Here is a 25,350-nt window from a genome sequence, read left to right on the forward strand (position 1 = left end):
TGTGAAAAAGATGCGTCCGGGGTCACCTCCGGACGCATTCTGTTATCGAAAGGCTTCTCCTTGGAGCATTGGCTGCAACTGATGTGGGAGTCACTGGGCACGCTGCTTTGGGCGGGGCTCGTCTTCACCATCCCGCTCACCCTGATCACCTTCGTGCTTGGCCTTCTGCTCGGCCTGCTCACCGCCGTCGTCAGGCTCTTCGCCCCGGCGCCGTTCGTGGCCATCGCCCGCTTCTATGTCTGGGTGATCCGCGGCACGCCGCTTCTGGTGCAGCTCTTCGTCATCTTCTACGGCCTGCCGAGCCTCGGCATCCTGCTCGACGCTTTTCCGGCCGCCATCATCGGCTTTACGCTGAGCGTCGGCGCCTATACGTCCGAAATCATCCGCGCCGTCATTTCCTCCGTGCCGAAGGGCCAGTGGGAAGCCGCCTATTCGATCGGCATGAACTGGCGCCAGGCGATGAGCCGTACCATTCTGCCGCAGGCAGCCCGCGTCGCCGTGCCGCCGCTGTCGAACACCTTCATTTCGCTGGTCAAGGATACGTCGCTCGCCGCCGCTATTACCGTGCCGGAGCTGTTCCAGGCCGCGCAGCGCATCGTGGCGACGACCTATGAGCCGCTGATCCTCTATATCGAGGCCGCCATCATCTATCTCGTGCTCAGCACCTTTCTGTCGACGCTGCAGGGCTACCTCGAACGCCGCTTCGCCCGTTCGGGCGGCACGCTGGAGGCACAGGCATGATCGAGCTTTCGCATATCGAAAAGCGCTTTGGCGACAATGTCATCCTCAAGGATATCAGCCTGATGATCCCGGAAGGGACGGTGACGGCGCTTGTGGGCCCTTCGGGCGGCGGCAAGAGCACGCTGCTTCGCTGCATCAACCTTTTGGAAATCCCAACCGCCGGAACGATCCGCATCGGCGGGGAGACGGCCACCTTCCAGCCGGGCAAGAAGCCCTCCTGGCAGGACATCCAGAAGATCCGCCGCCAGACGGGCATGGTTTTCCAGAATTTCCAGCTCTTTCCGCATCAGACCGCGATCGGCAACGTCATGGAAGGGCTGACCACTGTGCTGCGCTGGCCGGCAGACAAGGCCCGCGCCCGCGCAGTCGAACTTCTGACCAAGGTCGGCATGGCGCACAAGATAGATGCCTGGCCCTCGACGCTTTCGGGCGGCCAGCAACAGCGTGTCGCCATCGCCCGCGCGCTCGCCCCCTCGCCGCGCGTGCTGCTCTGCGACGAACCCACCTCGGCGCTCGATCCGGAACTGGCGGCCGAAGTGGTCGACGTGCTGGGCAAGCTCGCCAACGAAGGCACGACCATGGTCATGGCAACGCACGATCTGCGCCTCGCCTCCAAGATCGCCAACAATGTCGTGTTCCTTGAGGCGGGCAACATCGTCGAGACCGGCTCCTCACGCAATATCTTCTCCAACCCGGCACAGGAGCGGACGAAGCAATTCATCTCCACGCTGAATTCCGGGCTCAGCTACGATATTTGAGCCGCCGGCCCGCATCGAAAAGCGATCCTGCCTTGGAGCAGGTCGCGCATTGACGCTGGGCCGCTTTGCGGTTAGCTCTAATGCCATGAACACGGCACTCGTTCTCGTAGTGGTAGGAAGGCGCATGGGCAGGATGGTGTAACCATCCGGCGAAAGCACCCATGCGCGGTAAGCAGGCTCCTGACGGGGCCTTTTTTGTTGCCTGGAATCCGGGCGACGCCTCGTCAAATCCCCCTCGACTTCCCCACACACGACGGACAAGGCCATGACGCGCGCAGAAAATCGCATCGACCATTCAGCCAGGCAAGTAACCGAAGACACGATAAACGAAAAAGCCGCCGCACAACCGCGGCTGATAACCCTCGTCCTGCTCTCGGGGCTTGCCGTGCTGCCCGTGAATATGATCCTGCCGTCGCTACCGAAGATCGCAGCGGCATTCCACGCCGATTTCGCTCTCGTGAACCTCTCGGTCGCCGGCTTTTCCATCGTCACAGCATTCCTGGAGGCTATCGGCGGCGCGATATCGGACCGGTTCGGCCGCCGGCCGGTCGTCCTGACCGCGCTTGCGATCTTCATCATCGCCTCGATCGGCTGTGTTCTCGCTCCGACTATCGCCATATTCCTGCTGTGCCGCATGATTCAGGCCTGCATCGGCCCCTGCTACTCCGTCGCCCTCGTCATCATCAAAGAAACATCCGACGAGCGCCAGGCTGCCAGCAAGTTCGGCTATCTCGCCATGGGATGGGCATTGGCGCCGATGGTCGGACCGCTGTTCGGTGGTTCGCTGGACGAGATTTTTGGTTGGCAAGCAAGCTTCATCGTCCTTGCGATCTTCGGTAGCGCCGCCTTCCTCCTGTCCCTACGCGAGCTGAAAGGATCGAAAGCACCCGCGTCCGCTGCACGCAGAAACTATCTTGCCTCCTACACCCTGCTTTTGCGTTCGGCGCGATTCTGGGCCTATACGCTCTGCATGGCCTGTTCGATGGGCGTGCTTTATATCTTCCTCGGCGGAGCACCGCTGACGGTAGGCGATACGCTCGGCGGTTCGAGCGCCAAGCTTGGCTTCTATATGGGCCTCGTTCCCGCCGGCTTCATTCTCGGCAGCTATCTCGCGGGTCGCTATGGCGCAAAAATCCCCATCGGCACAATCCTCATCATCGCGCGGCTGCTGACCTGCATCGGCCTGTCAATTGGGCTCGCCTTGTCGCTATCGGGCATGACTGAGGTTCTGGCGCTCTTCGGCCCCTGCATCTTCATCGGTATCGGCAATGGCCTCACCATGCCAGCCGCCAATAGCGGCGCCATGTCGGTCAGATCGGATATTGTGGGAATGGCAGCAGGGCTCGCCGCCGCCATGCGGATATCGGGCGGCGCGCTCATCGGCTCGATCGGTGGCCTGTTCATCGCGCGATCGCCAACGATCCATACGCTCTTCGTCCTGATGCTGGCATCGGCGGTACTCGCGCTGCTGGCAGCAATCTGGGCCGCCATCGTCGAGCGGCGTACCCGCAAGCCGGATTAAAAGCAACTCCGTCGCAAAGCCGGCAATAGCCAGGCTTTGCGACGGAAGACATTCCGTATTTTAGTCGGCTGCCAGGATTGAAAGCCGTCCTTTGCCGCTCAGGCGCCATAGACGACGAGCAGATCCTTGGCGTCGATCTGGTCGCCGGCGCGCACCAGCACCTCGGAGATCGTGCCGTCCTTTTCCGCGTGCAGTGCCGTCTCCATCTTCATGGCCTCGATGGAAACAAGCACGTCGCCGGCCTTGATCGCCTGGCCGGGCGAGACAAAGACGGTTGAGATGACGCCCGGCATCGGCGCGCCGACATGGGCGGCATTGCCGGTCTCGGCCTTGCGGCGCACCGCACTGCCGGAGGCCCCATGGGCGCGATCCGGCACCTTGATGCGGCGCGGCTGGCCGTTGAGCTCGAAGAACACGGTGACCATGCCCTTCTCGTCGGTCGCCGTCATCGCCTGGTTCACGATGACGAGCGTCTTGCCCTTCTCGATCTCGGCAAAGAGCTCATCACCTTCCTTGAGACCGTAGAAATAGGCCGGCGTCGGCAGCACCGAGACCGGGCCATAGGTGTCGGCGGCCAGCGCATAGTCGGTGAAGACCTTCGGATACATCAGATAGGAGGCGAATTCGAAATCGTCGACCTTGCGCTCGAGCTTCGTCTCGATGACCTTGCGCTCCGCATCGAGATCGGCTTCGGCAAGCAGCGAACCCGGTCGGACGGTGTAGGGCTTGTCGCCCTTCAGCGCCTTCTTCTGCAGCGCTTCCGGCCATCCCGACGGCGGCTGGCCGAGATCGCCCTTCAGCATGGAGACGACCGAATCCGGGAAAGCGATGTCCCTGGCCGGGTTCTCGACATCGGCAACGGTCAGGTCCTGGCTTACCATCATCAGGGCCATGTCGCCGACCACCTTGGAGGACGGCGTCACCTTGACGATATCGCCGAACATCTGGTTGGCATCGGCATAGGCCTGCGCCACCTGGTGCCAGCGGGTTTCCAGGCCAAGCGAGCGGGCCTGCTCCTTGAGGTTGGTGAACTGACCGCCCGGCATTTCATGCAGATAGACTTCCGAGGCCGGTCCCTTGAGGTCGCTTTCGAAGGCGGCGTACTGGTGGCGAACGGCCTCCCAGTAGAAGGAGATGCGGCGGATCCATTCGGGGTCGAGGCCCGGATCGCGCTCGGAGCCCTTGAGGGCTTCGACGATCGAGCCAAGGCAGGGCTGTGAGGTATTGCCGGAGAGCGCGTCCATCGCCGCATCGACGGCATCGACGCCGGCGTCGACAGCGGCAAGCACCGTCGCAGCTGCAATGCCAGACGTGTCATGCGTGTGGAAGTGGATCGGCAGGCCAGTCGCCTCGCGCAGCGCCTTGAACAGCACCTTGGCCGCAGCCGGCTTCAGCAAGCCCGCCATGTCCTTCAGCGCGATGATATGGGCACCGGCCTTTTCCAGCTCGACGGCGAGATCCGTATAATACTTCAGATCGTATTTCGGGCGGGCGGAGTTGAGGATATCGCCCGTGTAGCAGATCGCCGCCTCGCAGAGCTTGTTCTCCTCGGCCACGGCATCCATCGACACGCGCATGTTCTCGACCCAGTTCAGGCAGTCGAAGACGCGGAAGAGATCGACGCCGCCCTTGGCCGCCTGGCGGACGAAATATTTCACGACATTGTCGGGATAGTTGGTGTAGCCGACGCCGTTGGCGCCGCGCAAAAGCATCTGCAGCAGCAGGTTCGGTGCACCCTCGCGGATCAGCGCCAGACGTTCCCACGGATCTTCCGTCAGGAAGCGCATGGAAACGTCGAAGGTGGCGCCACCCCAGCACTCCAGCGACAGAAGCTGCGGCAGGGCGCGGGCATAGGTGCCGGCGACGCTGGCGATATCATAGGTGCGCATGCGGGTCGCAAGCAGCGATTGATGGCCGTCGCGCATCGTCGTGTCGGTCATCAGCACGCGCTTCTCGTTGCGCATCCATTCGGCGAACTTCTGCGGTCCGAGCTTGTCGAGCAGCTGCTTGGTGCCGTCGGGAATATTGCTGTCGATATAGGGCAGCACCGGCTCCGCGACCTTCGGCGAGGGTGCCGGACGGCCGCGTGTTTCCGGATGGCCGTTGACCGTAACGTCGGCGAGATAGGTCAGAAGCTTGGTCGCACGATCCTGGCGTTTGACCTGCTGGAACAGCTCCGGCGTGGAATCGATAAAGCGCGTCGTATAGCTGTTGTCGCGGAATTTCTCGTGCGTGATGATCGCTTCGAGGAAGGTGAGGTTCGTCGCGACGCCGCGGATGCGGAATTCGCGCAGCGCGCGATACATACGGGCGATCGCCTCCTGCGGGTTCGGCGCCCAGGCCGTCACCTTCACCAGCAGCGGATCGTAGTAACGGGTGATGATTGCACCGGTATAGGAGGTGCCGCCGTCGAGACGGATGCCGAAGCCGGATGCCGAGCGATAGGCGGTTATGCGGCCGTAATCCGGAATGAAGTTATGTTCCGGATCTTCCGTCGTCACGCGGCACTGCAGCGCATGGCCGTTGAGGCGAATGTCTTCCTGCTTCGGAACGCCCGATTCCGGCGTGCCGATGGCAAAGCCGTCGAGAATATGGATCTGCGCCTTGACGATATCGATGCCGGTGACGACTTCGGTCACCGTGTGCTCGACCTGGATGCGCGGATTGACTTCGATGAAGTAGAATTTGCCAGTGTCTGCATCCATCAGATATTCGACCGTGCCGGCACCGACATAATTCGTCGCCTGGGCGATCTTCAGCGAATAGGCGGCCAGCTCCTGGCGCTGCGCTTCCGCGAGATAAGGGGCCGGCGCACGCTCGACGACCTTCTGGTTGCGGCGCTGCACCGAACAGTCGCGCTCGAACAGATGCACGACATTGCCATGCGTATCGCCGAGGATCTGGCTTTCGACATGCCGGGCGCGTTCGACGAGCTTTTCGAGATAGACCTCGTCCTTGCCGAAGGCGGCCTTGGCTTCGCGCTTGGCTTCCGTCACTTCCTTGGCGAGATCGGCCTCGGAGCGGATGACGCGCATGCCGCGGCCGCCGCCGCCCCAGGAGGCTTTGAGCATGACCGGATAGCCGATCTCGGCCGCCATCTTGGCGACTTCGGCCATATCGTCAGGCAAGGGATCGGTTGCCGGCACGACCGGCACGCCGACCGAAATCGCGAGATTGCGAGCTGCCACCTTATTGCCGAGCTGGCGCATCGTATCGGCGCGCGGGCCGATGAAGATGATGCCGGCGGCATCGCAGGCATCGACGAATTCCGGGCTTTCCGACAGCAGGCCGTAACCTGGATGGATCGCGTCGGCGCCGGAAAGCTTGGCGACGCGGATGATCTCGTCGATCGACAGATAGCTCTCGATCGGTCCGAGATCACGGGCAAGATGTGGGCCGCGGCCGACCTGATAGCTCTCGTCGGCCTTGAAGCGATGCAGCGCGAGTTTGTCTTCCTCGGCCCAGATGGCCACCGTTTTTATGCCAAGCTCGTTGGCGGCGCGGAATACGCGAATGGCGATTTCGGAACGGTTGGCAACCAGGATCTTGGAAATGGGCAATGCTGTCTCCTCACGGCATCGAAACGGGCAATGCTGCACCCGCGAAGAGAATTCTTAACTTCTTGTCACAGGAAGTTCAATTTCTCCTGCGACATCCGACATCAAAATAGTTGCCGTTACGGAATAAGTCCGTTTCTGAAAGCGATGGCAACGATGTGCTGCCGATTTCTGGCTTTCAGCTTGTCCTGGATGCTGTTCATATACCAATCGACGGTATGATTGGAGATGACAAGCAGCCGGCTGATCTCGATCGACGTCATGCCGTCCGCAAGGTGGCTGAGCACCTCCATCTCGCGCTTGGTCAGCTTCAGCTCGGCCGTTCCCGCCCCCTCGAACGATTGCGCCTCGTCACGCAGCTCCAAAAGTCGCCAGAAGATTTTTCTCGCGACCGCGTCGAAGACGGAGATCTCCGTCGGAGAAAGATCGACCGCCTCACCACCGATCGTCATGCTTCCAAGCAAGCCGTTGCGTCCATGAATCGGGAAGAGATAGCCATCGACAAGCCCATTGGCACGGGCATCCGCCATCATCTGCTCCATACGCCGCCGCAGCGGGTCCTTCTTCAGCGCCGCCACGGCATCGCTCCAGCGAAAGGGGCGCTGTGCCTGGCCGGCATAGCGCGCAACCGGGTCGACGAGCATGTACCTCTTGCGGACATAGGTCAGCGGCCATTGATCGGGCCAACGGCCCGCCAGGATGAAATTCGCGACATCGACACTCGGTCGCGTCTGTTTCAATACCCCATAGAAATCGAACTTATAGGAGCGGAGCACGAGTTCCAGTTCGGCCACGACGTCCTTGGCGAGCTTGCATTCTTCGATGACCACAAGCAATTGTATTAGCGAATGGATATTCACATTTACCCCTCGGCCTCGCAGCCTGAATTGTCGGCAGACGAGCGTTGCAACCCTGCTCGCCAGGCCCCATAGCGCGCTTAATCGCCGGCAACATACTCAGGCCGGCGCAAAATTGAACGCCTTTGGCGATTTTTTTGCCGTTCAACCCTGAATGGCCGCCTTCGGCGTGACTTAATAGTAACGGACGATGTGGCGGCAGGGTCGTCCCCAAATTGTCACATTTCTGCGGCGACCGATAGCACCTCGCTGCGGCAGCACGCGCCAGGCGGGAAATTCTCCTGAAAAAACAGCTTCAGATTCCGTTAATCGCCGGTTCAGGTACCGATCTGTAGTGTCGCAGCATTCCGAGTTTTGCTGATGCACAGAGGGTGCCTGACGTGTCACTGTTCAAAGTCTATGCAAGAGCCCTGAAGTATCTTGGCGCGTATCGATACCGCGTTTGGATGGTCGTAGCCGCAAACATCGCGCTTGCGATGACCACCATCTATGAGCCGGTTCTGTTCGGCCGCATCTTCGACGCCATTGCCAAGAAAGAAGCCGTCACGCCGACCATGATGCTGTGGGCCGGCTTTGCCGTCTTCAGTGCTGTCGCCTTCATCGTGGTGTCCCGCGAGGCCGACCGCCTTGCGCATGGCCGCCGCGCCTCCCTGCTAACAGAAGCATTCGGCCGCATCATCTCGATGCCGCTCTCCTGGCATAGCCAGCGCGGCACGGCGAGTGCGCTGAACACGCTGCTTCGCGCCTGCGAAGCGCTGTTCGGCCTGTGGCTCGAATTCATGCGCAACCACCTCACGACCGCCGTCGCGCTCGTCGTCATGATCCCGACGGCCATGGCCATGGACCTGCGCCTATCCGCAGTCCTCGTCCTGCTCGGTGTCTTCTACTGGATCATCGGTCGTCTGGTCATGAGCCGCACGAAGGATGGCCAGACTTCGGTCGAAAGCCATTACAATACCGTCTTCTCGCATGTGAGCGACTCGATCAGCAACGTGTCGGTGCTGCACAGCTACAACCGCATCGAAGCTGAAACCAAAGCGCTGAAGTCGTTCACCGAACGTCTGCTGGAGGCTCAGTATCCGGTTCTCGACTGGTGGGCGCTTGCCGGCGCGCTGAACCGCACGGCCTCGACCGTTGCCATGATGGCGATCCTGATGATCGGCACCGTTCTTGTCCAAGATGGCAGCCTGAGCCTCGGCGCGCTCATCACCTTCATCGCCTTTGCCAACGTGCTGATCGGCCGCCTGGAGCAGCTGCGCAACTTCGCCAACCAGATTTTCGAAGCTCGCGCCAAGCTCGAAGACTTCTACACGCTGGAAGATTCGGTTCGTGACCGCGAAGAGCCGGCCGGCCTTGCCGAAATCAAGGACGTCAAGGGCGAAGTGGAGTTCCGCGATGTCTCCTTCGGCTTCGCCAATTCGTCGCAGGGCCTGCACGACATCTCCTTCAAGGTGAAGGCTGGCCAGACCGTCGCCATCGTCGGCCCGACCGGCGCCGGCAAGACGACGCTCGTCAACCTGCTGCAGCGTGTCTTCGATCCGCAGAAGGGCCAGATCCTCGTCGATGGTCACGACATCACCAAGGTGACCCGCAAGTCGCTGCGCCGCTTCATCGCCACCGTCTTCCAGGATGCCGGCCTGCTGAACCGTTCGATCAGCGATAACATCCGCCTTGGCCGTGAAGGTGCGACGCAGGAGGAAATGATCCGCGCCGCCCAGGCCGCCGCCGCCAACGATTTTATCGAAACCCGCGAAGGCGGCTACGATACCCGGGTCGGCGAGCGTGGCAACAAGCTCTCGGGTGGTGAACGCCAGCGTATCGCGATCGCCCGCGCCATCCTCAAGGATGCGCCGATCCTCGTGCTCGACGAAGCGACCAGTGCGCTCGACGTCGAAACCGAAAACCGGGTCAAGACCGCGATCGACAACCTGCGCCAGAACCGCACGACCTTCATCATTGCGCACCGCCTGTCGACGGTTCGCGAGGCCGACATGGTCCTCTTCCTGGACAATGGTCGCATCATCGAGAATGGCAGCTTCAACGAGCTCAGCCAGAGCAACGGCCGCTTCGCCGCCCTGCTGCGCGCCAGCGGTATCCTGACGGACGAGGAAGTCCGCAAGGCACACGCAACGGAAAACGAAGCCGCCTGATCTTCGCAAGGGGCCCAAGATCGAAGCCGGGAGAGCGACGCTCTCCTGGCTTTTTGTTGCCTGGAGCGCGCCCATTTTACGCGAGGTCAATCCGCGCGCCGTGAAGTCGTCGGAGCATTCTTGGGGTTTGAGAAACGCAACGATCTCGCCGACTGTGTCCCACAGTCCTTCGACGGTGCGCTTTGCTCTGGCTTGAAGGAGCGCTTTGAGCTTGGAAAAGGCATTTCGGTGGGGTTAAAAGTCCAGGCTATAGGGCGGGTGGTAGAGCAGCTGGCAGCCGGCCACTTCAATAGCCTGCCGCACGCCTTCGGCTTTATGCGCAGGCCGGGTATCCATCACGATAGGTCGCCGGGGATCAGTGTTGGCACGAGAACCTTTTCGACCTAGGTACGGAACGCTGTGGCATTCACTACGTCGTCGAGCAGCACCATAGCCGACGATCCGGTCGAACGGTATTCGCCATCGTCCTCTTAATCCAGCATCTTCCCTTCGACAATTGCGCGCCATGCGGCCTTGATCTCTTCCACATCCAGCGTCGCAAGGACCCGATCTCGATACCCTTCGGCATCGGGCCACGAGGAACCCAGTCATCAAACGTTGAAATACAAGCTGGCCGCGGCTTCCGCCCGGCTTACGGCGCCTTGGATGTTGTCGATAGGAACACTAGTCCGCGATAAACGTTGGCCGCGTTTTGGTAGTTGGCAATGTGACAGAAATTATTTAACCCACTTTGATGGGTTGAATAAATAAAAAAGATGCGTTAATTGATCCACTGAAAGGGTCATTAAATGCGCCTAACGCTCCAAACCCATTTAAATCGTGAGTGGCATTACGCTGCCACCCTAGAGCTAAAGGACGACGACGCCGGCTTTCAGGGCGCGTCCATCGTCGATTACGATCTCGACTACTTCGTTACAATGGCATCGGCGGAATTTGCGGCCGGAAAGACAGTTCATGACCATCGCGCCTTGTCGGTCCGTTATCCCGTAGATCTCGAAAATCGATATAGCCGTAGCTGGCCGCCCTTCCTCTTGGACCTTATGCCACAGGGCCATGCAAGGCGAAAGCTTGCCGAACACCTCGGGCTCGCGGAAGGCTCGCGCGCCTCCGATCTCCCGCTGCTTCTGCGATCAGCTACAGGTGGCATTGGCAACATCCGCATCAGGGAAGCGGCTGAAGCCGAAACGGAAAGATTGCGAGGTGTTGAGCGTCAAGGCGTTACAGAAGCGGAGATTCTTGAGCGCTCAGATCGTTTCATGGAAGTCGCTGATCGCTTTGGAATGCTCGCCTCTGGCTCAAGCGGCCTCCAAGGCGAATGGCCGAAGGTCTCAATGACCAAGGCGAAAGACGGGCTCTACTATCCTGACAGTTTCGTCACCGACGATGAGGCCATGCGCCATGTCATCGTCAAGCTGGTACGCAGCAACGAGCCTGTAGACCGCCTCATTCTGGAAGGCGAAGCCCTCTATTCGCGGATCGCCCAAGAGATTGGTCTGAACGTCAGCGAACCCTCGACTTACGCCGAAGGCGTCTTGATCATTCCCCGTTTCGATCGGAGGAAGATGGAACGCGGGGAAACAGTCCGACTGGGTCAGGAAAGCCTGGTATCAGCGGTTGGAGTGGCCGACTTCGGCCATGTCGGCACGCATGAGGCCTATATTGAAGTTCTGCGTCAATTTTCAGCCGATCCCTTCGCGGACATAGTCGAATACCTAAAGCGCGACATCGCTAACCTAGCGCTCGGCAATCCCGACAATCACGGCCGGAATTCAGCACTCAGCAAGCATCAAGACGGCACGGTCCGCCTGTCTCCGCTCTTTGACTTCGCTCCTATGCGGCTCGCCAAGGAGGGAATTGTCCGTTCCACCCGATGGGCCATGATGCGCGACGGTGGTCGCGACCATCTTCCGGATTGGAAACGCATTTGCACTGAACTGATGCCCGTTCCTGCCGAGCAGGAACTCCTAACGGCTTCGATCTGTGCATTTGCACAACATCTACAGCACGCACCAGAGCTGGCGAAGCGCATGGGGGCATCTCCAGAGGTGTTAGAGCGTGCCATGGGGCGCTGTAAGGAAATCGCGGATAACGTTGTGGCGGCATGCCAGTGATGCCTGAGGAATGTTAATGGCCCGATGGAAGAAGCCCACGAAGGAAGAAATTCTTGAAAACAGACGAAAGCTGGCGGAGCGTGCTCGACAAGGGGACCTTAGGCTGCCGGATGCTGTGATGGAGATACGAAAAGGGTTCGGAATGACCCAAGAGGAATTCGCCAAGACCCTGTCACTTACAAGGCGCCAAGTTGCCGAGATTGAATCAGGTATGGCAAACCCCACACTTGAAACCTTAGAAAAGATTGGTCGATTGTTTGGGTTCGGAATTGGCTTTGTTCCTAAAAGCAGTTGAATCGCTGCCTGTTCCAGGAGTTTTCGGTGCTCGTCCCACATATGCGATAGCTCTGCCGCAGACGGGGTGAGGGTGAAGGGCCTCTACCTGCACGAACTTACGCCGGTCAAATACAGGCCAGCCAAAACGAAGAAAGACCCGGCGGGAAAACCGGGCCTTTCCGTTTCTGATCGGAGGTCAATACGGACGAATGCCGACTGGAGTTAGGGTCGGCACCCGACCGGCATCGGATCAGAACTTGCACTCGAAACTAAGCAGGCCGTCCGGTTGTCAGTGCCGATTCCCATGAGCCGGGCCGTCGCACGCTCGACAACGACGGGAGATCGACAGGCCGAACCGCGCAAGCACGCGGCGCGGAAGAACCCTTCAATGACGCTTTCCGAAATGAGCAGGCATTGCGATCGGTGCTGCAGGCGCCTTCGCCGCACGCTGGCCGGCAAGCTCAAGCCGCTTGTGCTCGAGATGATAGGCATAGAGGAACTGCACAGCGATGCCGAAGACGACATAGACAGCACCGACGACGGGGCTCTTGTTGGTCACGTAGAGAAGGACCTGGCCTGCCATGGCAAGGATGGTGCCGGCAACGAAGATGTTCAGCGAATGCCGCCCGAGGATCGTCAGCGGGTGATTGGCCGAGCGGCGCAAGAACGCGGAAATGGCGGGGATGCTAACGATCAGATACGCGAGCGCCAACACATGCAGCAGCCGCGGCAGGGACAGGAAGGTCTTGTCGAAGCCGGAGACGACGGTCGGCAGACCGAGCGTGGCGAGATAGTCGCCGAGTACCCATAGCTTGTCGGTCACCCAGATGAAGGACACGAGCACATAGGCACAGGCCAGCGCGATCAGGACCGGATGAACAGGAATTTGCCCGCCGCGCTTGACATGCATGCTGGCGACGAAGCCGATGACAAAAAGCAGCTGCCAAGATAGCGGATTGAGGAACCAGAAGCCGTCAAGCAATGTCGTATGCGGCGCGATGTAATAGATGCCGGATACCAACCAGACGGCGACCGAAATCGCGAGCAGAAGCAGGGGGCTCCTTGCCTCCAACAGCATGATCAGCGGCAGCATCAGGAACAGGGCGCCGTACATGGGCAGAATGTTATTGTAGCCGATCTGGTGCCCGAGCGTCAGCAGCGCGGGAATGCCGCGCGCCGGGTCCATCAGCAGGGCAAGGATGTTCACTTCGCAGAGCAAGCCCTTTTGGTGGAAAATCCACGCGCCGGAAATGAAGAGTACCAGCGTCACGAAGGTTGTGATCATATGCGCGGTATAGAGCGTGAAGGCGCGCCTGACCGCTTTCCAAGCCATTGTCAGCCGACTGCCCGGAAGAAACTTGGTTCCGTAGGCAAGACCGACGGAGATGCCGGAGATCAGCACGAAAGCCTCGGCGCCGTCGGAGAATCCGAAATTCTTCGACGTGAAATCCTCGAAGATCTGCCCCGGCACATGGTTGATGAAGATCATGATCAGAGCCAAGGCCCTGAGAACATCCAGTCGAGTATCCCTCTGGGAGACCGGCTTCGGCAAACTCACGCGTTGTGCCAGCACCGGGCTCATATTCGCCCTCGAATTCATAAAACTCTCCTGTTCCGACACTCAAATGCAATCGGGGCCAAAGAGTTCCCCTTTTGGCCCCGATCGTCGAAGCGAAACAGTGCAAAACGCTACTGTCCGACCGGATAGCCCTCTTCGGGATGGGCGATCGCCCTGTCATTGATGGTGACCGAGTATGTCGCTGCATCGGGCGCTTTTGAGACGGAAATACGGTAATTTCCGCTCGGCAGTTCGATGTCCGCCGCAAAGCCGTCCCAGTTCGAAGGCGGGGGGCCGGCTTGACGAAGAGCCGGCCGTTTTTCACGCGGATACCGAGAATGCCTTCGACAACGACGCGATACAGCGAGCCGGCGGAGCCTGTGTACCAGGTCCAGCCGCCACGGCCCGTCAATTGTCCTTCGCCGTAGATAGCAGCAGCAACCACAAAGGGCTCTACACGATAGGTATCGGACTGATCACGATCGCGTGCATGGTTGATGGGGTTCAGCATATCGAAGCAATTGCCAGGCATCCCGCCGGGATCCATCTCCGCCAGCGGCATGACGACCCAGATGGCCGCATGGGTATGCTGGCCGCCGCTCTCCCGCACACGAGGCGGTTAGGACTTGATGTAGCGCGGATCTCGCGCCGACTTCGCGAAAGGTGGCGTGAACAGCCGGATGATCCGGTTTCGTCATCGACGAGCTTGTCGGGCACGGCATTCATCGCCTTCTCGACGCGCCCTGTCGCCTTCGCCGGAGAGAATGTTTGCCAATGAAATGAGATCGGAAGTTGCACGAGGAGAAAAACGGCCAGACTTGATCGACCGGACCCGCAAACTTGCCAATTTTCAAGAGATGGGCCGCATCGGCCTCACATCAGCAGCGGAACAAGCCGCCGCCCGCCAAACGTCGCCTTAAACAACGATACCGCAAACAATGGCCGCAACGAAGAGGAATGCAGCCGAAAACAGGACGACATGAACAGCCGTTTGAATCTTCTGCCGCGTCTTGGCGGCACGCTTGGAACCACCGAACTGATTCACATGCGTATTCGAAATACCCAAATTCGCCATGTGTCGCCTCCGTTCGTTTCTTATATGTCTCTCAGGCCAAGCCTGGGACAAATATTCATATATTTTCTATCAACTAGGTAGAGATGAATTTCCGTCCAGAGCATCAGCTGAGAAAAATTAAACCACTGGATTTCGAGGACCCGAAAGATCGGCAATGCCACTTCAGCAAAGAATGCGGCGGGCCCAAATCAAGCTGCGCTCAATGGCGCTGGCATCGGCCGTCTGCTCTTCGGCAGATCCGGTCTGGCGGCGGCTGTTTTCGTCAGAAAGAGTAGCGGACCGTGCACCTTCTCGTTTCGCCGGAACCGGCGGATGAAGATAGCCCATGGTCATGCCACCCATGAAAAACATGCCTGCCTCCACTTAACGTGTGACCCCTCATCGGGATCACGAAAGTTAACTGCCATTAACGAGATCATGACAGAATTGCGGCAGGTGTCAATAGTCTATACGATTGGTCGTGTTTAAGCGGCCCATTCGTTAACGCGCCGCTAGGCAAAAGTCGCCCCCTCAGGCGCGGACAAACCCCTTGCTGGCGACCATCAGATTGCGCGTGTAATCTTCCTTGACATCGCCGGCTGCCAATTCTTTCGCAGTCAGCCTCTCGACGACCGCACCGTTGCGCATGACGGCCAGGCGCTCGCACATATGGGTGATGACGCCGAGATCGTGGCTCACCATCACGAAGGTCAGATGGCGGTCCTTGCGCACCTGCTCGAGAAGGTTCAGCACTTCGGCCTGCACGGAAGCATCCAGCGCCGAAGTCGGCTCGTCGAGCAGCAGAATGGACGGTTCGACGATCAGCGCGCGCGCAATGGCGACGCGCTGGCGCTGGCCGCCGGAGAGCTGGTGCGGATAGCGGAAGCGGAAGCCCTTTCCGAGGCCGACTTCGTCCAGCGCCCTGGCGATACGGGTCTCCGTATCGCCGATCCCGTGAATCGACAAAGGCTCCAGCAGCAGCCGGTCGATCGTCTGACGCGGATGCAGGGAGCCATAGGGGTCCTGAAACACCATCTGCACCTGACGATAGAAGGTCTTGCTGCGCCTGGCGCCCTTCAGCTGTTCGCCGCCGACCTGGATCTTGCCGTCGGTGACGGGCGCAAGGCCGGCAACGGCGCGCAGCAGCGTCGATTTGCCGGAGCCGGACTCGCCGACCAGACCGAAGGATTCGCCCTTGTTCACTTCGATGCCGACGGCATCGAGCGCATAATAGCCATCATAGACGACGCTGAGGCCATCAACTGCGAGCGCTGTCGTCATGCCGCCCACTCCGGCTTGCGGTCGAGCACCGGCAGCGGATGCCTGTTTTCACCTATGACTGGCATGCAGTTCAGCAGGCCGCGCGTATAGGGGTGCTGGGCATTGTTCAATTCGGAAGCCTTGAGCTCTTCCACCACCTTACCTGCATACATGACGATCACGCGGTCGCAGAAGGACGATACCAGCCGCAGGTCGTGCGAGACGAAAATCAGCCCCATGCCGCGCTCCGACACGAGCTTGTCCATGATCTTGAGCACATCGAGCTGAACGGTAACGTCGAGCGCCGAGGTCGGCTCATCGGCAATCAGCAACTCCGGCCCGGCGATCAGCATCATGGCGATCATGACGCGCTGGCCCATGCCGCCCGAGACTTCATGCGGATGCAGGTCATAGACACGACCTGGATCGCGGATCTGCACGGCTTCCAGCATGGCCATGGCACGGTCCCGCGCCTCGGCCTTGCTGATCTTCTCATGTGTGCGCAGCGTCTCGGTGATCTGCTTGCCGATGGTCATGACCGGGTCGAGCGAATATTTCGGATCCTGCAGTACCATGGCGATGCGCTTGCCGCGCAGCGACCGGCGTTCCCCAGCCGAAATCGACAGGAGGTCGATGCCGCTGAAGTCAAGCTTGTCGGCGGTGACGATGCCATGCGGCGGCGTCAGCCCCATGATGGCACGGCCGGTCTGCGATTTGCCGGAACCGCTCTCGCCGACGATGCCGAGCCGCTCGCGGCCGAGCGTGAACGATACGCCGCGCACGGCATCGATGACGCCGGTGCGCGTCGGATAGCGAACCCTGAGGTTCTCCACGGTCAGAAGCGTCGTCATTGCCCGCTCTCCTTCGGATCGAGCGCATCGCGCAGGCCGTCGCCGAGTAGGTTGAAGCCGAGGCTGACGATGAGGATCGCAATGCCAGGCATGGCCGCCACCCACCATTGATCGAGATAGTATTTGAAGCCGCTTGCGATCATCACGCCCCATTCCGGCAGCGGCGGCTGCGCGCCGAGCCCTAGGAACCCGAGGCCGGCGGCCGTCAGGATCACGCCGGCCATGTCGAGCGTGACGCGGACGATCACAGAGGAGATGCAGAGGGGCATGACATGCCGGAAGATGATGCGCAGCGGCGAGGCACCCATGAGCTGCACCGCGGCGATATAGTCCGAACGCCGCACCGTCATCGTCTCGGCCCGCGCCAGGCGCGCATAGGGCGGCCAGGAAGTGATGGCGATGGCGATGACGGCATTCTCGATGCCCGCGCCGAGCGCGCCGGCGAAGGCAAGCGCCAGTACCAGCTTCGGAAAGGCAAGGAAGATGTCGGTGATGCGCATCAGGATCACATCTACCCAGCCGCCAAGATAGCCCGACACCATACCGATGATCAGCCCGATCGGCGCCGAGATGATTGCGACCAGGACGACGATATAAAGCGTCCAGCGCGACCCGTAGATGAGGCGCGAAAGGATGTCGCGGCCGAGATCGTCAGTGCCGAGAAGATAGCCCGGCGTGCCGGGAGGCTTCAGATAGGCATTGGTCAGGTCGCCAATAACGGGCGAATGCGGTGCGATGACATCGGCAAGTGCTGCCACGAGCACGAGCGCGATAATGATCAGCAGGCCGATGACGGCCAGGCGATTGGCTGAAAACTGGCGCCAAGTGACATAGGCACGCCCTAACCTCGCCTGCCGGCGCGACTGCGGCCGATCGGAGAGCAGCCAGTCCCTCAAGCTGGGTTGGGTGGTCTCGACTGTCATTTACGTCGGGTCCTTGGGTCGAGCGTCCGATACAAAAGATCGGAAATCAGATTGATGCCGATGAACACGGTACCGACGACGATCGTGCCGCCAAGAACGGCGTTCATATCGGCGTTGCGCAGCGAGCTGGTGATGTAGAAGCCGATGCCGGGCCAAGAGAAGACGATCTCCGTCAGCACGGATCCCTCAAGCAGGCCGGCATAGGAAAGCGCGATCACAGTGATCAGCGGGACAGCGGCACTGCGCAGCGCATGCCCCCAGATCACCCGTGTTTCGGAAAGGCCCTTGGCACGGGCAGCGACGATATATTCCTGGCCCAGCTCGTTCAGCATGAAACTGCGGGTCATACGGCTGATATAGGCGAGCGAGAAATAGCCGAGCAGCGATGCTGGCAAGATGATGTGGCGAAACACGTCCCAAAAGACGTCCCATTGCCCCTGCATGGCGCTATCGAGCAGGAAGAAGCCTGTGATCGGCGTGAAAGTATATTCATAAGCGATGTCGATGCGGCCGGGATAGGCGACCCAATTCAGCTTCGCATAGAAGATAACGAGCGAGACCATGGCCAGCCAGAAGACCGGCACCGAATAGCCGACGAGGCCGATCACGCGGACTATCTGGTCGATGAAGCTGTTGCGACGCACGGCGGCAAGAACGCCGAAGGGCACCCCGAACACGGCGCCGATGATCGTACCGACCGTCGCAAGCTCCATCGTCGCCGGGAAGACGCGCCTGATGTCATCCATGACCGGATTGGTCGTCAGCACCGACGTGCCGAAATCGCCGCTGAGCGCGCTCACGAGATAATAATAGAATTGCAGATAAAGCGGCTGGTCGAGATGCATCTCGCGCCGCAGGCGCTCCAATATCTGCTGCGGCGCGTGATCGCCGGCGATCGCCAGCGCCGGATCGATCGGTATGACGCGCCCGATGAAAAAGGTGACGGCCAGAAGACCCAGATAGGTGGTGACGGCCACGACGAGGAATCGCAGCAGCCCCATGAAAAAGGGAGCGGCACGGCCCTTCTTGGGCCGCACCTGCATTTTCCGTTCGACAGTGCTCAAAGATCTAGTCCTGCCGGATCATCACTTGGAGATCGGCCAGACGAAGTTGTTGTCGAAGCTCGGACCAAGCTTGAAATCCTTGATATCCTTGCGATAGCCGGCGACTTCCGTCTGCTGATAGAGGATGATGAAGGGGCTTGCTTCCAGAAATTTCTTCTGAATGTCCTGATACATGGCGCCGCGCTTGGCCGCATCGCCTTCGAAGAGCGCAGCCTTGGCGAGCTTCTCCAGTTCGGGAGTGGTCCATGTGTTGCGCCAGACCAGCGTCTTGTTGCTGCTGGTATCGGAATTGTCGTCGTTGGTGGTGAAGGTATCGGCGTTGGAATGGGGGTCCCAATAATCCGGGCCCCAGTTGCCGAAGTAGATATCGTGATTGCGGGCACGATACTTCGTCAGCTTCTGCTTGCCGTCACCGGGGATGATCTCCACCTTGATGCCGGCTTGGCCGAGCGTCTGCTGGATCGCGGTTGCAATACCCGTATCCGGCTCGATGCTGCGCACGTCCATGGTGATCGAGAAGCCATTGGGCAGGCCTGCCTTGGCCAGCAGTTCCTTGGCCTTGGCGACGTCGAGCTTGAACGGGTTTTCATCGAGCGAGCCAAGCATGCCCTTCGGTTCGAAGGTCTGGTGGATTTCGCCGATACCCTTGATCAGCGTCTTGCCGATGGCATCGTAATCGACCAGATACTTGAACGCCTGCTGCACTTCCGGCTTGGCCAGGTTGGCGTTCTTCTGGTTGAGGCTCATATAGTAGATGGTGCCCTTCGGCGCGCTGGTCGAAGCGAGCTGCGCGTTCTTCTCGACAGCCTCAAGATCGGTCGGCGAGAGATTGCGGGCGATATCGATATCGCCGTTTTCAAGCGCCAGACGCTGTGCCGAGCTTTCCTTCATGAAGCGATAGATGACGCGGTTCAGCTTCGCCTTTTCGCCATAGTAGTTGTCATTGCGCTCCAGCACGACAGCCTCGTTGGCGCGCCATTCACGCAGCTTAAACGGACCGGAACCGGCAAAGCCAGTCTTCAGCCAGCTGTTGCCGAAGTCGTTGTCATATTTGTAGTCGGCGGTCGGCGTTGCCGGCTTCACATGCTGCAGAACCAGCTTCTTGTCGACCACTTCGGCAACGGTTGCCGTCAGGCAGTTCAGCACGAAGCTCGGCGCATAGGGCTTGTCGACAGTGAAGGTGAAGGTGTTCGCGTCGGTCGCCTTGGCCTTGTCCGTGACGTTGTCGCCCGTGATGCCGAACTGCGTGAGAATGAAGGCCGGGCTCTTGTTGAGCTTGACGACGCGCTCGAAGGACCAGGCGACGTCCTCGGCCGTAATCGGGTTGCCGGACGCGAACTTCAGACCGGGCTTAAGCTTGAACGTGTACGTCAGGTGATCGTCGGAAACAGACCAGCTCTCGGCAAGGTCACCCTTGATCTTCGAGGTATCGTTGATGTCGAGACGGACCAGCAGGCTATAGGTGTTGCCGGTGATTTCGGCAGCCGACAGTTCATAGGCTTCGGCCGGATCCATGCTCAGAATGTCGTCGAAGGCAAAACCCTCGACCAGAGTGTCCTTGGGCGTCGCAGCATATGCGTTCGGCGTCGCCATCAGCAGAAGCGAGAGAGCCACGCCGGCAGACAGTGCGCGCAAACTGCGGTTCATCTTGGTCATCATCATTGTTTTCATTCCCCTTTTTTAAACTCTACGCAATATTCAGTACGCACTCTAACGGCTGCCTTCCTTCCAAGCGAACGCGAGGACGCGGAGCCAGTTCTCCCTGCACAGCTTTATAAGATCGGCTTCACCATAACCAGCGCTCCGAAGAGCGGCAATCAGCTTTTGGTTACCGGCTGCATCGCCGATCTCAGCCGGAATCGTGGCGCCATCGAAATCCGATCCGAGGCCCACGCAATCGATGCCAAGGCGGCTGATGAGATGATCGACATGCCGTACCATCGCCTCGAGCGGCGTATCGGCATCCGAGCGGGCATCGTCGCGCAGCATCGCCGTCGCATAGTTGAGGCCGACGATGCCGCGGCTCTCCTTGATGGCATCGAGCTGCTTGTCGGTGAGGTTGCGCGCGACCGGCGTCAGCGCATGCGCATTGGAGTGGCTCGCGACCAGCGGCTGATCCGAGGTCTTCGCCACATCCCAGAAGCCTTTCTCGGTGATGTGGGCGAGATCGACGAGGATGCCGAGCTGGTTGCAGGCGCGTATCAGTGCAAAGCCGGCGTCGGTGAGGCCAGGTCCTGTGTCCGGGGAGCTCGGATAGGCGAAGGGCACACCATGGGCAAAGACATTGTTGCGGCTCCAGACCGGGCCGAGCGAGCGCAGGCCGGCTGCATAGAAGGTTTCGAGTGCGACGAGATCGGCGTCGATCGCTTCGCAGCCTTCCATGTGCATCACAGCCGCGAAAATTCTTTTCTCTATGCAATCGCGGATCTCGGCAGTGGAACGGCAGAGCTTCCAGGCGCCGGCGCGGTCGAGCCGCAACGCGATCGCCGCCATATCCAGCGCGATGTCGAGAGAAGGCGCCCGCTCCAGCGGAGCCGCGAGCGGCGTCGCATAATGACCGTTGCTATCGGGATCGGCAAAAACGAGATCGCCCGACGGAATATAGATAGCGCAGAGGCCCCCAGCTAGGCCCCCGGCCAGCGCGCGGGGCGCATCGATATGGCCGCTAGACGTCCCGTCCCGGAATTCGGCAACCGGATCGGCGCCGTCGCGCGCGTGATGCCAGAGCCTCAGGAGAACGTCGTTGTGACCATCGAATACGGCTTGCATTGTCTATCCCGGATGAAGCGCTCGGGTGAGCGAATGGAAAGCGGCCAGAATAGAAAAGCTGACAGGATTCGCCATACCAAAATGAAAAAAATTTGCATTTGCATGGAACTGCATATTCGAATGGAAAAAGGCGGGGCAAATACCCCGCCTTGAAAGCATGCTTTACAACGCTGATGATGTGTCGGGCATTCAGCGCTTGGCCCGCTTCTTCTGGCGGTAAACGTCGATGGCAACGGCCGCGACGATGATGAAGCCCTTGGCGATTTCCTGGTAATAGGCATCGACGTTGAGGAAGGTGAAGCCGGAGATCATGACACCGAGGATGACGGTGCCGATCACCGTGCCGGCGATGCGGCCGACGCCGCCGGTCAGCGACGTGCCTCCGATGACCGCAGCCGCGATCGCATCCAGCTCATAGTTGACGCCCATGCCGGCCTGCGCCGTCTGCACGCGGGCGGCGGTGATGATGCCGGCAAGGCCCGCCAGAAGCCCGGCAATCGCATAGACCTTGACCAGATGCGCCTCGACATTGATGCCCGAGACGCGCGCCGCCTGCACATTGGCGCCGATCGCATAGGTGAACTTGCCGTAGCGCGTGTAGCGCAGCACGATGTGGAAGGCGATTGCGATGATCAGGAAGACGATGACAGGCCAGATGCCGGAACCGATGAAATTGAACTGGTCGGTGAGGCCCGAAATCGGCTGGCCCTTGGTGTAGAGCTTCGACAGGCCGCGGGCCGAGACCATCATGCCAAGTGTCGCGATGAACGGCGGAATCTTGGTCTTGGTGATCAGCTGCCCGTTGATGTAGCCGGCAAGAAGACCGATCAGCAGGCCGATGCCGATCGGCACGAAGAAGGGCATGTCGGTCAGTGCGGGATAGACGGCCCGCGCCCATGTCGACGACTGGGCAAAGCTCGCGGCAACCATGGCCGTCAGGCCGACTACGGAGCCCGACGACAGATCGATGCCGCCTGTGATGATGACCTGCGTCACGCCGACCGAAATGATGCCGATAACCGAGACCTGAAGGATCATGATCTTGAGGCGCTGCAGGTTCATCAGGAAGCTCTGTCCGACGAAGATCCAGCCGAGGATCTCGCAGAGGAGCGCGATGCCGATCAGCACCAGGAAGATGCCGAGTTCAGGCGGCACGCGGCGACGTCTTGGCCGTGTGACTGCCGGGGCGGTCGCCTCTGCAACTTTGCTAACCATGGTTCAGTCCTCCCTTGCGATGATTGGCGGCGTCACTGCGCTGCCAGCTCCATCACCTTCACTTGAGTTGCGTCCGCACGATCCAGGAATCCGGTGACACGTCCCTCGTGCATGACCATGATGCGGTCGCTCATGCCGAGCACCTCGGGCATTTCCGACGAGATCATGATCACGGCGACGCCGTTGCGCGCCATCTCGGTAACGAGACGATGGATCTCGGCCTTGGCGCCGACATCGATGCCGCGCGTCGGCTCGTCCAGGATCAGAATGCGGGGATTGGTGAGCATCCACCGGCCGATCAGCGCCTTCTGCTGATTGCCGCCGGATAGATTTTCGATGCGTTCGTCGAGGTTCGGCGTCTTGACGCGCAACTTCCTGGCCATTTCCTCGCAGGCCTCTTCGATCGCGCCCTCCTGCACGAAGCCGCCGCGCACGAACTTGTCGTGCAGCACGGCCACCTGCATATTCTCCAGCACGCTGAGGATGAGAAGACAGCCCGTATCCTTGCGGTCCTCCGTCAGGAAGGCCATGCCTTGACGGATGGCGGCGGCCGGCGAGGAAATCTCGGTCTTCTTGCCGAAAAGTTCGATCGTGCCGGACGAGGCCGGCGTCACGCCAAAGATGGTCTCGGCGACATTGGACCGGCCCGATCCGACAAGCCCGGCCACGCCGAGAATTTCGCCGGCCTTGACGTCGAAGGACACGTTGGAGAAGACGCCGTCGAGGCTCAAATCCTTGACCGACAACACGGTGTCGCCGATCGGCACCTCCTCCTTCGGGAACATCTGCGTGATCTCGCGGCCGACCATCATGCGGATGATGTCGTCGCGGGTCACGTCGGTGGAAGCATGGGTGCCGATATATTTGCCGTCGCGGAACACCGAGAATTCGTCGGCGATCTCGAACAGCTCATTCATCTTGTGAGTGATGTAGACGATGCCGATGCCCTGGGCACGCAGGTCGCGGATGATCTGGAAGAGGTGCTCCACCTCGCGCTCGGTGAGCGCCGAGGTCGGCTCATCCATGATCAGCACGTCGGAATTATAAGAAACCGCCTTGGCGATTTCGACCATCTGCCGGCTCGCGACCGAAAGCTCGCGCACCTGGATTTCAGGATCGATGGAAATGTTGAGGCGCCGGAAGAGCTCCTCGGTCTTGCGGCTCATTTCCGCATGGTCGACGAGGCCAAAACGGTTCTTCGGCTCGCGGCGGATCCATATATTCTCCGAAACCGTCATGAAGGGCATCAGGTTCAATTCCTGATGAATCATGGCGATGCCGTTTTCCAGTGCGTCGAGCGGTGACTTCAGCCGGATTTCGACACCCTTGAGGCGCACCTCGCCCTGATCGGGGATATAAATGCCGGCAAGGATTTTCATCAGCGTCGACTTGCCCGCGCCGTTTTCGCCCATCAGCGCATGCACCGTTCCACGCTTCAGGCGGAAGGAAACGTCGTCGAGGGCGACTACGCCGGGAAATTCCTTGCGGATGCCTTCGGCGCTCAGCAGATAGGCGGCATTGGGAACAACGCCGCTGGCGCGCACCGCCGCCATGGTGGATGGGCTCACAACCATTTTTCCCTCCCGGGCAGATCGGATTTCAAAGGATGCGGGCTTTCGAGCCCGCATCCGTCGATCATTTCGTCCTCAGTTCTTCTTGACGAAGTCCTTGACGTTGGCCGGCGTGACGAGCTGGAAGGGGATGTAGACCTTCTTCTCGATCTTATCGCCCTTGGCGAGCTTGAGCGCGGCGTCCACGGCACCCTTGCCCTGGCCTGCAGCATCCTGGAACACGGTGACCTTCAGGTCGCCGGCCTGCATGGCGGCAAGCGCATCCTGCGTAGCGTCGACGCCGGCAACGATGATCTTGTCGAGCGGCTTGCCGGCCGCCTTCAGCGCTTGGATGGCGCCGATAGCCATTTCGTCGTTGTTGGAGATCACGGCATCGAATTCGATGCCGCTGGAAAGCCAGTTGGTCATCAGATCGGCACCCTGGGTACGCTGCCAGTTGGCGGTCTGCTCCTGAACGATCTTGATGCCCTTGCACTCATCGGTCGCCACGACATCATGGACGTCCTTGGTGCGCATGCGGGCAGCCTGGTTGGAAAGCTCGCCCATCATAATGACGGCCTTGCCCTTGCCACCCAGCAAGCGGCAGACTTCCTTGGCTTCCAGCGTACCGGATTCCTGCTCGTTGGAGGCGACGAAGGCCTGCTTATCCGGAAGGCTGTCGACGTTTGCCGGCTCGCGGTTGACGTAGACGAGCGGGATCTTGGCATCGGCGGCGAGCTTGGAAATCGCAGCCGTCGCGTCGGTATCGACCGGGTTCACGATGATGGCATCGACCTTACTGGCGATGAAGTTCTGGATCTGGCTTTGCTGCTTGGCGATGTCGTTCTGGGCATCTTCGACCTGCAGCGTCACACCCTTGTCCTTGGCGTAGTCCTGCATACCGTTGCGCAGAACGGTCAGGAAATTGTCGTCGAATAGAGCCATCGAAACGCCGATGGTTTGGGCGTGGGCAGCGGTCGACAGCAGGAGAGCCATCGCAGAGCCAAGGATAAATTTCTTCATGTTTTCCTCCCAGATAAGGTGCCCGGCCACACCCCTCCTAAATGCCGGAGCCCCCAGTCTCGACTGCGGGGCCTCTATTCAATTCAGCCGCCACTCCCATGGCGGCCACAT

At 60.1% G+C, this 25,350-nt stretch carries 20 protein-coding genes and 2 pseudogenes; 6 read left to right on the forward strand and 16 right to left on the reverse strand.

Going from position 1 to position 25,350, the window contains the following annotated elements; all coding sequences use genetic code 11:
* Positions 1–60: 60 nt before the first annotated feature.
* From AC13RM_RS11340 to AC13RM_RS11350, 3 genes are all read left to right on the forward strand, one after another.
* On the forward strand, positions 61–741 hold the full coding sequence (locus AC13RM_RS11340) for an amino acid ABC transporter permease (RefSeq protein WP_015341657.1): 681 nt from the start codon (positions 61–63) through the stop codon (positions 739–741).
* Complete coding sequence (locus AC13RM_RS11345; protein WP_113231317.1) at positions 738–1,499, forward strand: amino acid ABC transporter ATP-binding protein; 762 nt, start codon at positions 738–740, stop codon at positions 1,497–1,499. The genes AC13RM_RS11340 and AC13RM_RS11345 overlap by 4 nt, the downstream gene beginning before the upstream one ends.
* Positions 1,500–1,764: 265 nt before the next feature.
* The gene (locus AC13RM_RS11350) at positions 1,765–3,021 is read left to right on the forward strand and encodes an MFS transporter (RefSeq protein WP_488554965.1); all 1,257 of its coding nucleotides are present in this window, start codon (positions 1,765–1,767) and stop codon (positions 3,019–3,021) included.
* 98 nt (positions 3,022–3,119) lie between these two features.
* Here AC13RM_RS11350 and pyc read toward each other — a convergent pair whose 3' ends face one another.
* Positions 3,120–6,581 (reverse strand): pyruvate carboxylase, encoded by a 3,462-nt coding sequence (gene pyc, locus AC13RM_RS11355; RefSeq protein ID WP_488554966.1) that lies wholly within the window; start codon positions 6,579–6,581, stop codon positions 3,120–3,122.
* A 116-nt stretch (positions 6,582–6,697) separates the two neighbouring features.
* A complete protein-coding gene (locus AC13RM_RS11360) occupies positions 6,698–7,438 on the reverse strand; it encodes a helix-turn-helix transcriptional regulator (RefSeq protein ID WP_488554967.1) in 741 nt (246 codons plus the stop codon).
* 377 nt (positions 7,439–7,815) lie between these two features.
* Between AC13RM_RS11360 and AC13RM_RS11365 the strand changes: the two genes are divergently transcribed.
* Entirely contained in the window at positions 7,816–9,585 is a 1,770-nt protein-coding gene (locus AC13RM_RS11365) for a glucan ABC transporter ATP-binding protein/ permease (RefSeq protein WP_113231312.1), read from the forward strand.
* Positions 9,586–9,675: 90 nt separating this feature from the next.
* Here AC13RM_RS11365 and AC13RM_RS11370 read toward each other — a convergent pair.
* A pseudogene (locus tag AC13RM_RS11370) lies at positions 9,676–10,046 on the reverse strand (transposase); the annotation flags it as partial.
* A 327-nt stretch (positions 10,047–10,373) separates the two neighbouring features.
* On the opposite strand from AC13RM_RS11370, the gene AC13RM_RS11375 reads away from it, so the two are divergent.
* Together AC13RM_RS11375 and AC13RM_RS11380 are read left to right on the forward strand one after the other, a co-directional pair.
* Positions 10,374–11,696, forward strand: coding sequence for a type II toxin-antitoxin system HipA family toxin (locus AC13RM_RS11375; RefSeq protein ID WP_488554968.1), 1,323 nt, complete (start codon positions 10,374–10,376; stop codon positions 11,694–11,696).
* Positions 11,697–11,712: 16 nt separating this feature from the next.
* The gene (locus AC13RM_RS11380) at positions 11,713–11,991 is read left to right on the forward strand and encodes a helix-turn-helix domain-containing protein (RefSeq protein WP_440478882.1); all 279 of its coding nucleotides are present in this window, start codon (positions 11,713–11,715) and stop codon (positions 11,989–11,991) included.
* Between the two features lie 366 nt (positions 11,992–12,357).
* Here AC13RM_RS11380 and AC13RM_RS11385 read toward each other — a convergent pair whose 3' ends face one another.
* The 13 genes and pseudogenes from AC13RM_RS11385 to AC13RM_RS11445 all read right to left on the reverse strand — a co-directional run bounded on the left by AC13RM_RS11385 (position 12,358) and on the right by AC13RM_RS11445 (position 25,239).
* A complete protein-coding gene (locus AC13RM_RS11385) occupies positions 12,358–13,554 on the reverse strand; it encodes an OpgC family protein (RefSeq protein WP_488554969.1) in 1,197 nt (398 codons plus the stop codon).
* Between the two features lie 367 nt (positions 13,555–13,921).
* Positions 13,922–14,092, reverse strand: a pseudogene (locus tag AC13RM_RS11390) (hypothetical protein); the annotation flags it as partial.
* A 354-nt stretch (positions 14,093–14,446) separates the two neighbouring features.
* Positions 14,447–14,605, reverse strand: a complete 159-nt coding sequence (locus AC13RM_RS11395; protein WP_167078058.1) for a hypothetical protein — start codon at positions 14,603–14,605, stop codon at positions 14,447–14,449.
* Between the two features lie 162 nt (positions 14,606–14,767).
* Complete coding sequence (locus tag AC13RM_RS11400; RefSeq protein WP_488554970.1) at positions 14,768–14,947, reverse strand: hypothetical protein; 180 nt, start codon at positions 14,945–14,947, stop codon at positions 14,768–14,770.
* A 168-nt stretch (positions 14,948–15,115) separates the two neighbouring features.
* Positions 15,116–15,865 (reverse strand): ABC transporter ATP-binding protein, encoded by a 750-nt coding sequence (locus tag AC13RM_RS11405; RefSeq protein ID WP_488554971.1) that lies wholly within the window; start codon positions 15,863–15,865, stop codon positions 15,116–15,118.
* Positions 15,862–16,695: an ABC transporter ATP-binding protein gene (locus AC13RM_RS11410; RefSeq protein ID WP_488554972.1), complete on the reverse strand. Its 834-nt coding sequence runs from the start codon at positions 16,693–16,695 to the stop codon at positions 15,862–15,864. The genes AC13RM_RS11405 and AC13RM_RS11410 overlap by 4 nt, the downstream gene beginning before the upstream one ends.
* Positions 16,692–17,618 (reverse strand): ABC transporter permease, encoded by a 927-nt coding sequence (locus tag AC13RM_RS11415; RefSeq protein WP_041677726.1) that lies wholly within the window; start codon positions 17,616–17,618, stop codon positions 16,692–16,694. Before AC13RM_RS11415 ends, AC13RM_RS11410 begins: the two co-directional genes overlap by 4 nt.
* Positions 17,615–18,682, reverse strand: coding sequence for an ABC transporter permease (locus AC13RM_RS11420; protein WP_488554973.1), 1,068 nt, complete (start codon positions 18,680–18,682; stop codon positions 17,615–17,617). The genes AC13RM_RS11415 and AC13RM_RS11420 overlap by 4 nt, the downstream gene beginning before the upstream one ends.
* A gap of 21 nt (positions 18,683–18,703) precedes the next feature.
* Positions 18,704–20,344 (reverse strand): ABC transporter substrate-binding protein, encoded by a 1,641-nt coding sequence (locus tag AC13RM_RS11425; RefSeq protein WP_488554974.1) that lies wholly within the window; start codon positions 20,342–20,344, stop codon positions 18,704–18,706.
* A 48-nt stretch (positions 20,345–20,392) separates the two neighbouring features.
* Positions 20,393–21,451, reverse strand: coding sequence for a dipeptidase (locus AC13RM_RS11430; protein WP_488554975.1), 1,059 nt, complete (start codon positions 21,449–21,451; stop codon positions 20,393–20,395).
* Between the two features lie 189 nt (positions 21,452–21,640).
* Positions 21,641–22,666, reverse strand: coding sequence for an ABC transporter permease (locus AC13RM_RS11435; protein ID WP_374824246.1), 1,026 nt, complete (start codon positions 22,664–22,666; stop codon positions 21,641–21,643).
* A 32-nt stretch (positions 22,667–22,698) separates the two neighbouring features.
* The gene (locus AC13RM_RS11440) at positions 22,699–24,240 is read right to left on the reverse strand and encodes a sugar ABC transporter ATP-binding protein (protein WP_488554976.1); all 1,542 of its coding nucleotides are present in this window, start codon (positions 24,238–24,240) and stop codon (positions 22,699–22,701) included.
* A 72-nt stretch (positions 24,241–24,312) separates the two neighbouring features.
* The gene (locus AC13RM_RS11445) at positions 24,313–25,239 is read right to left on the reverse strand and encodes a sugar ABC transporter substrate-binding protein (RefSeq protein WP_113231302.1); all 927 of its coding nucleotides are present in this window, start codon (positions 25,237–25,239) and stop codon (positions 24,313–24,315) included.
* Between the last annotated feature and the right edge of the window lie 111 nt (positions 25,240–25,350).

The sequence above is a fragment of the Martinezella sp. CNPSo 3732 genome (assembly GCF_057784515.1).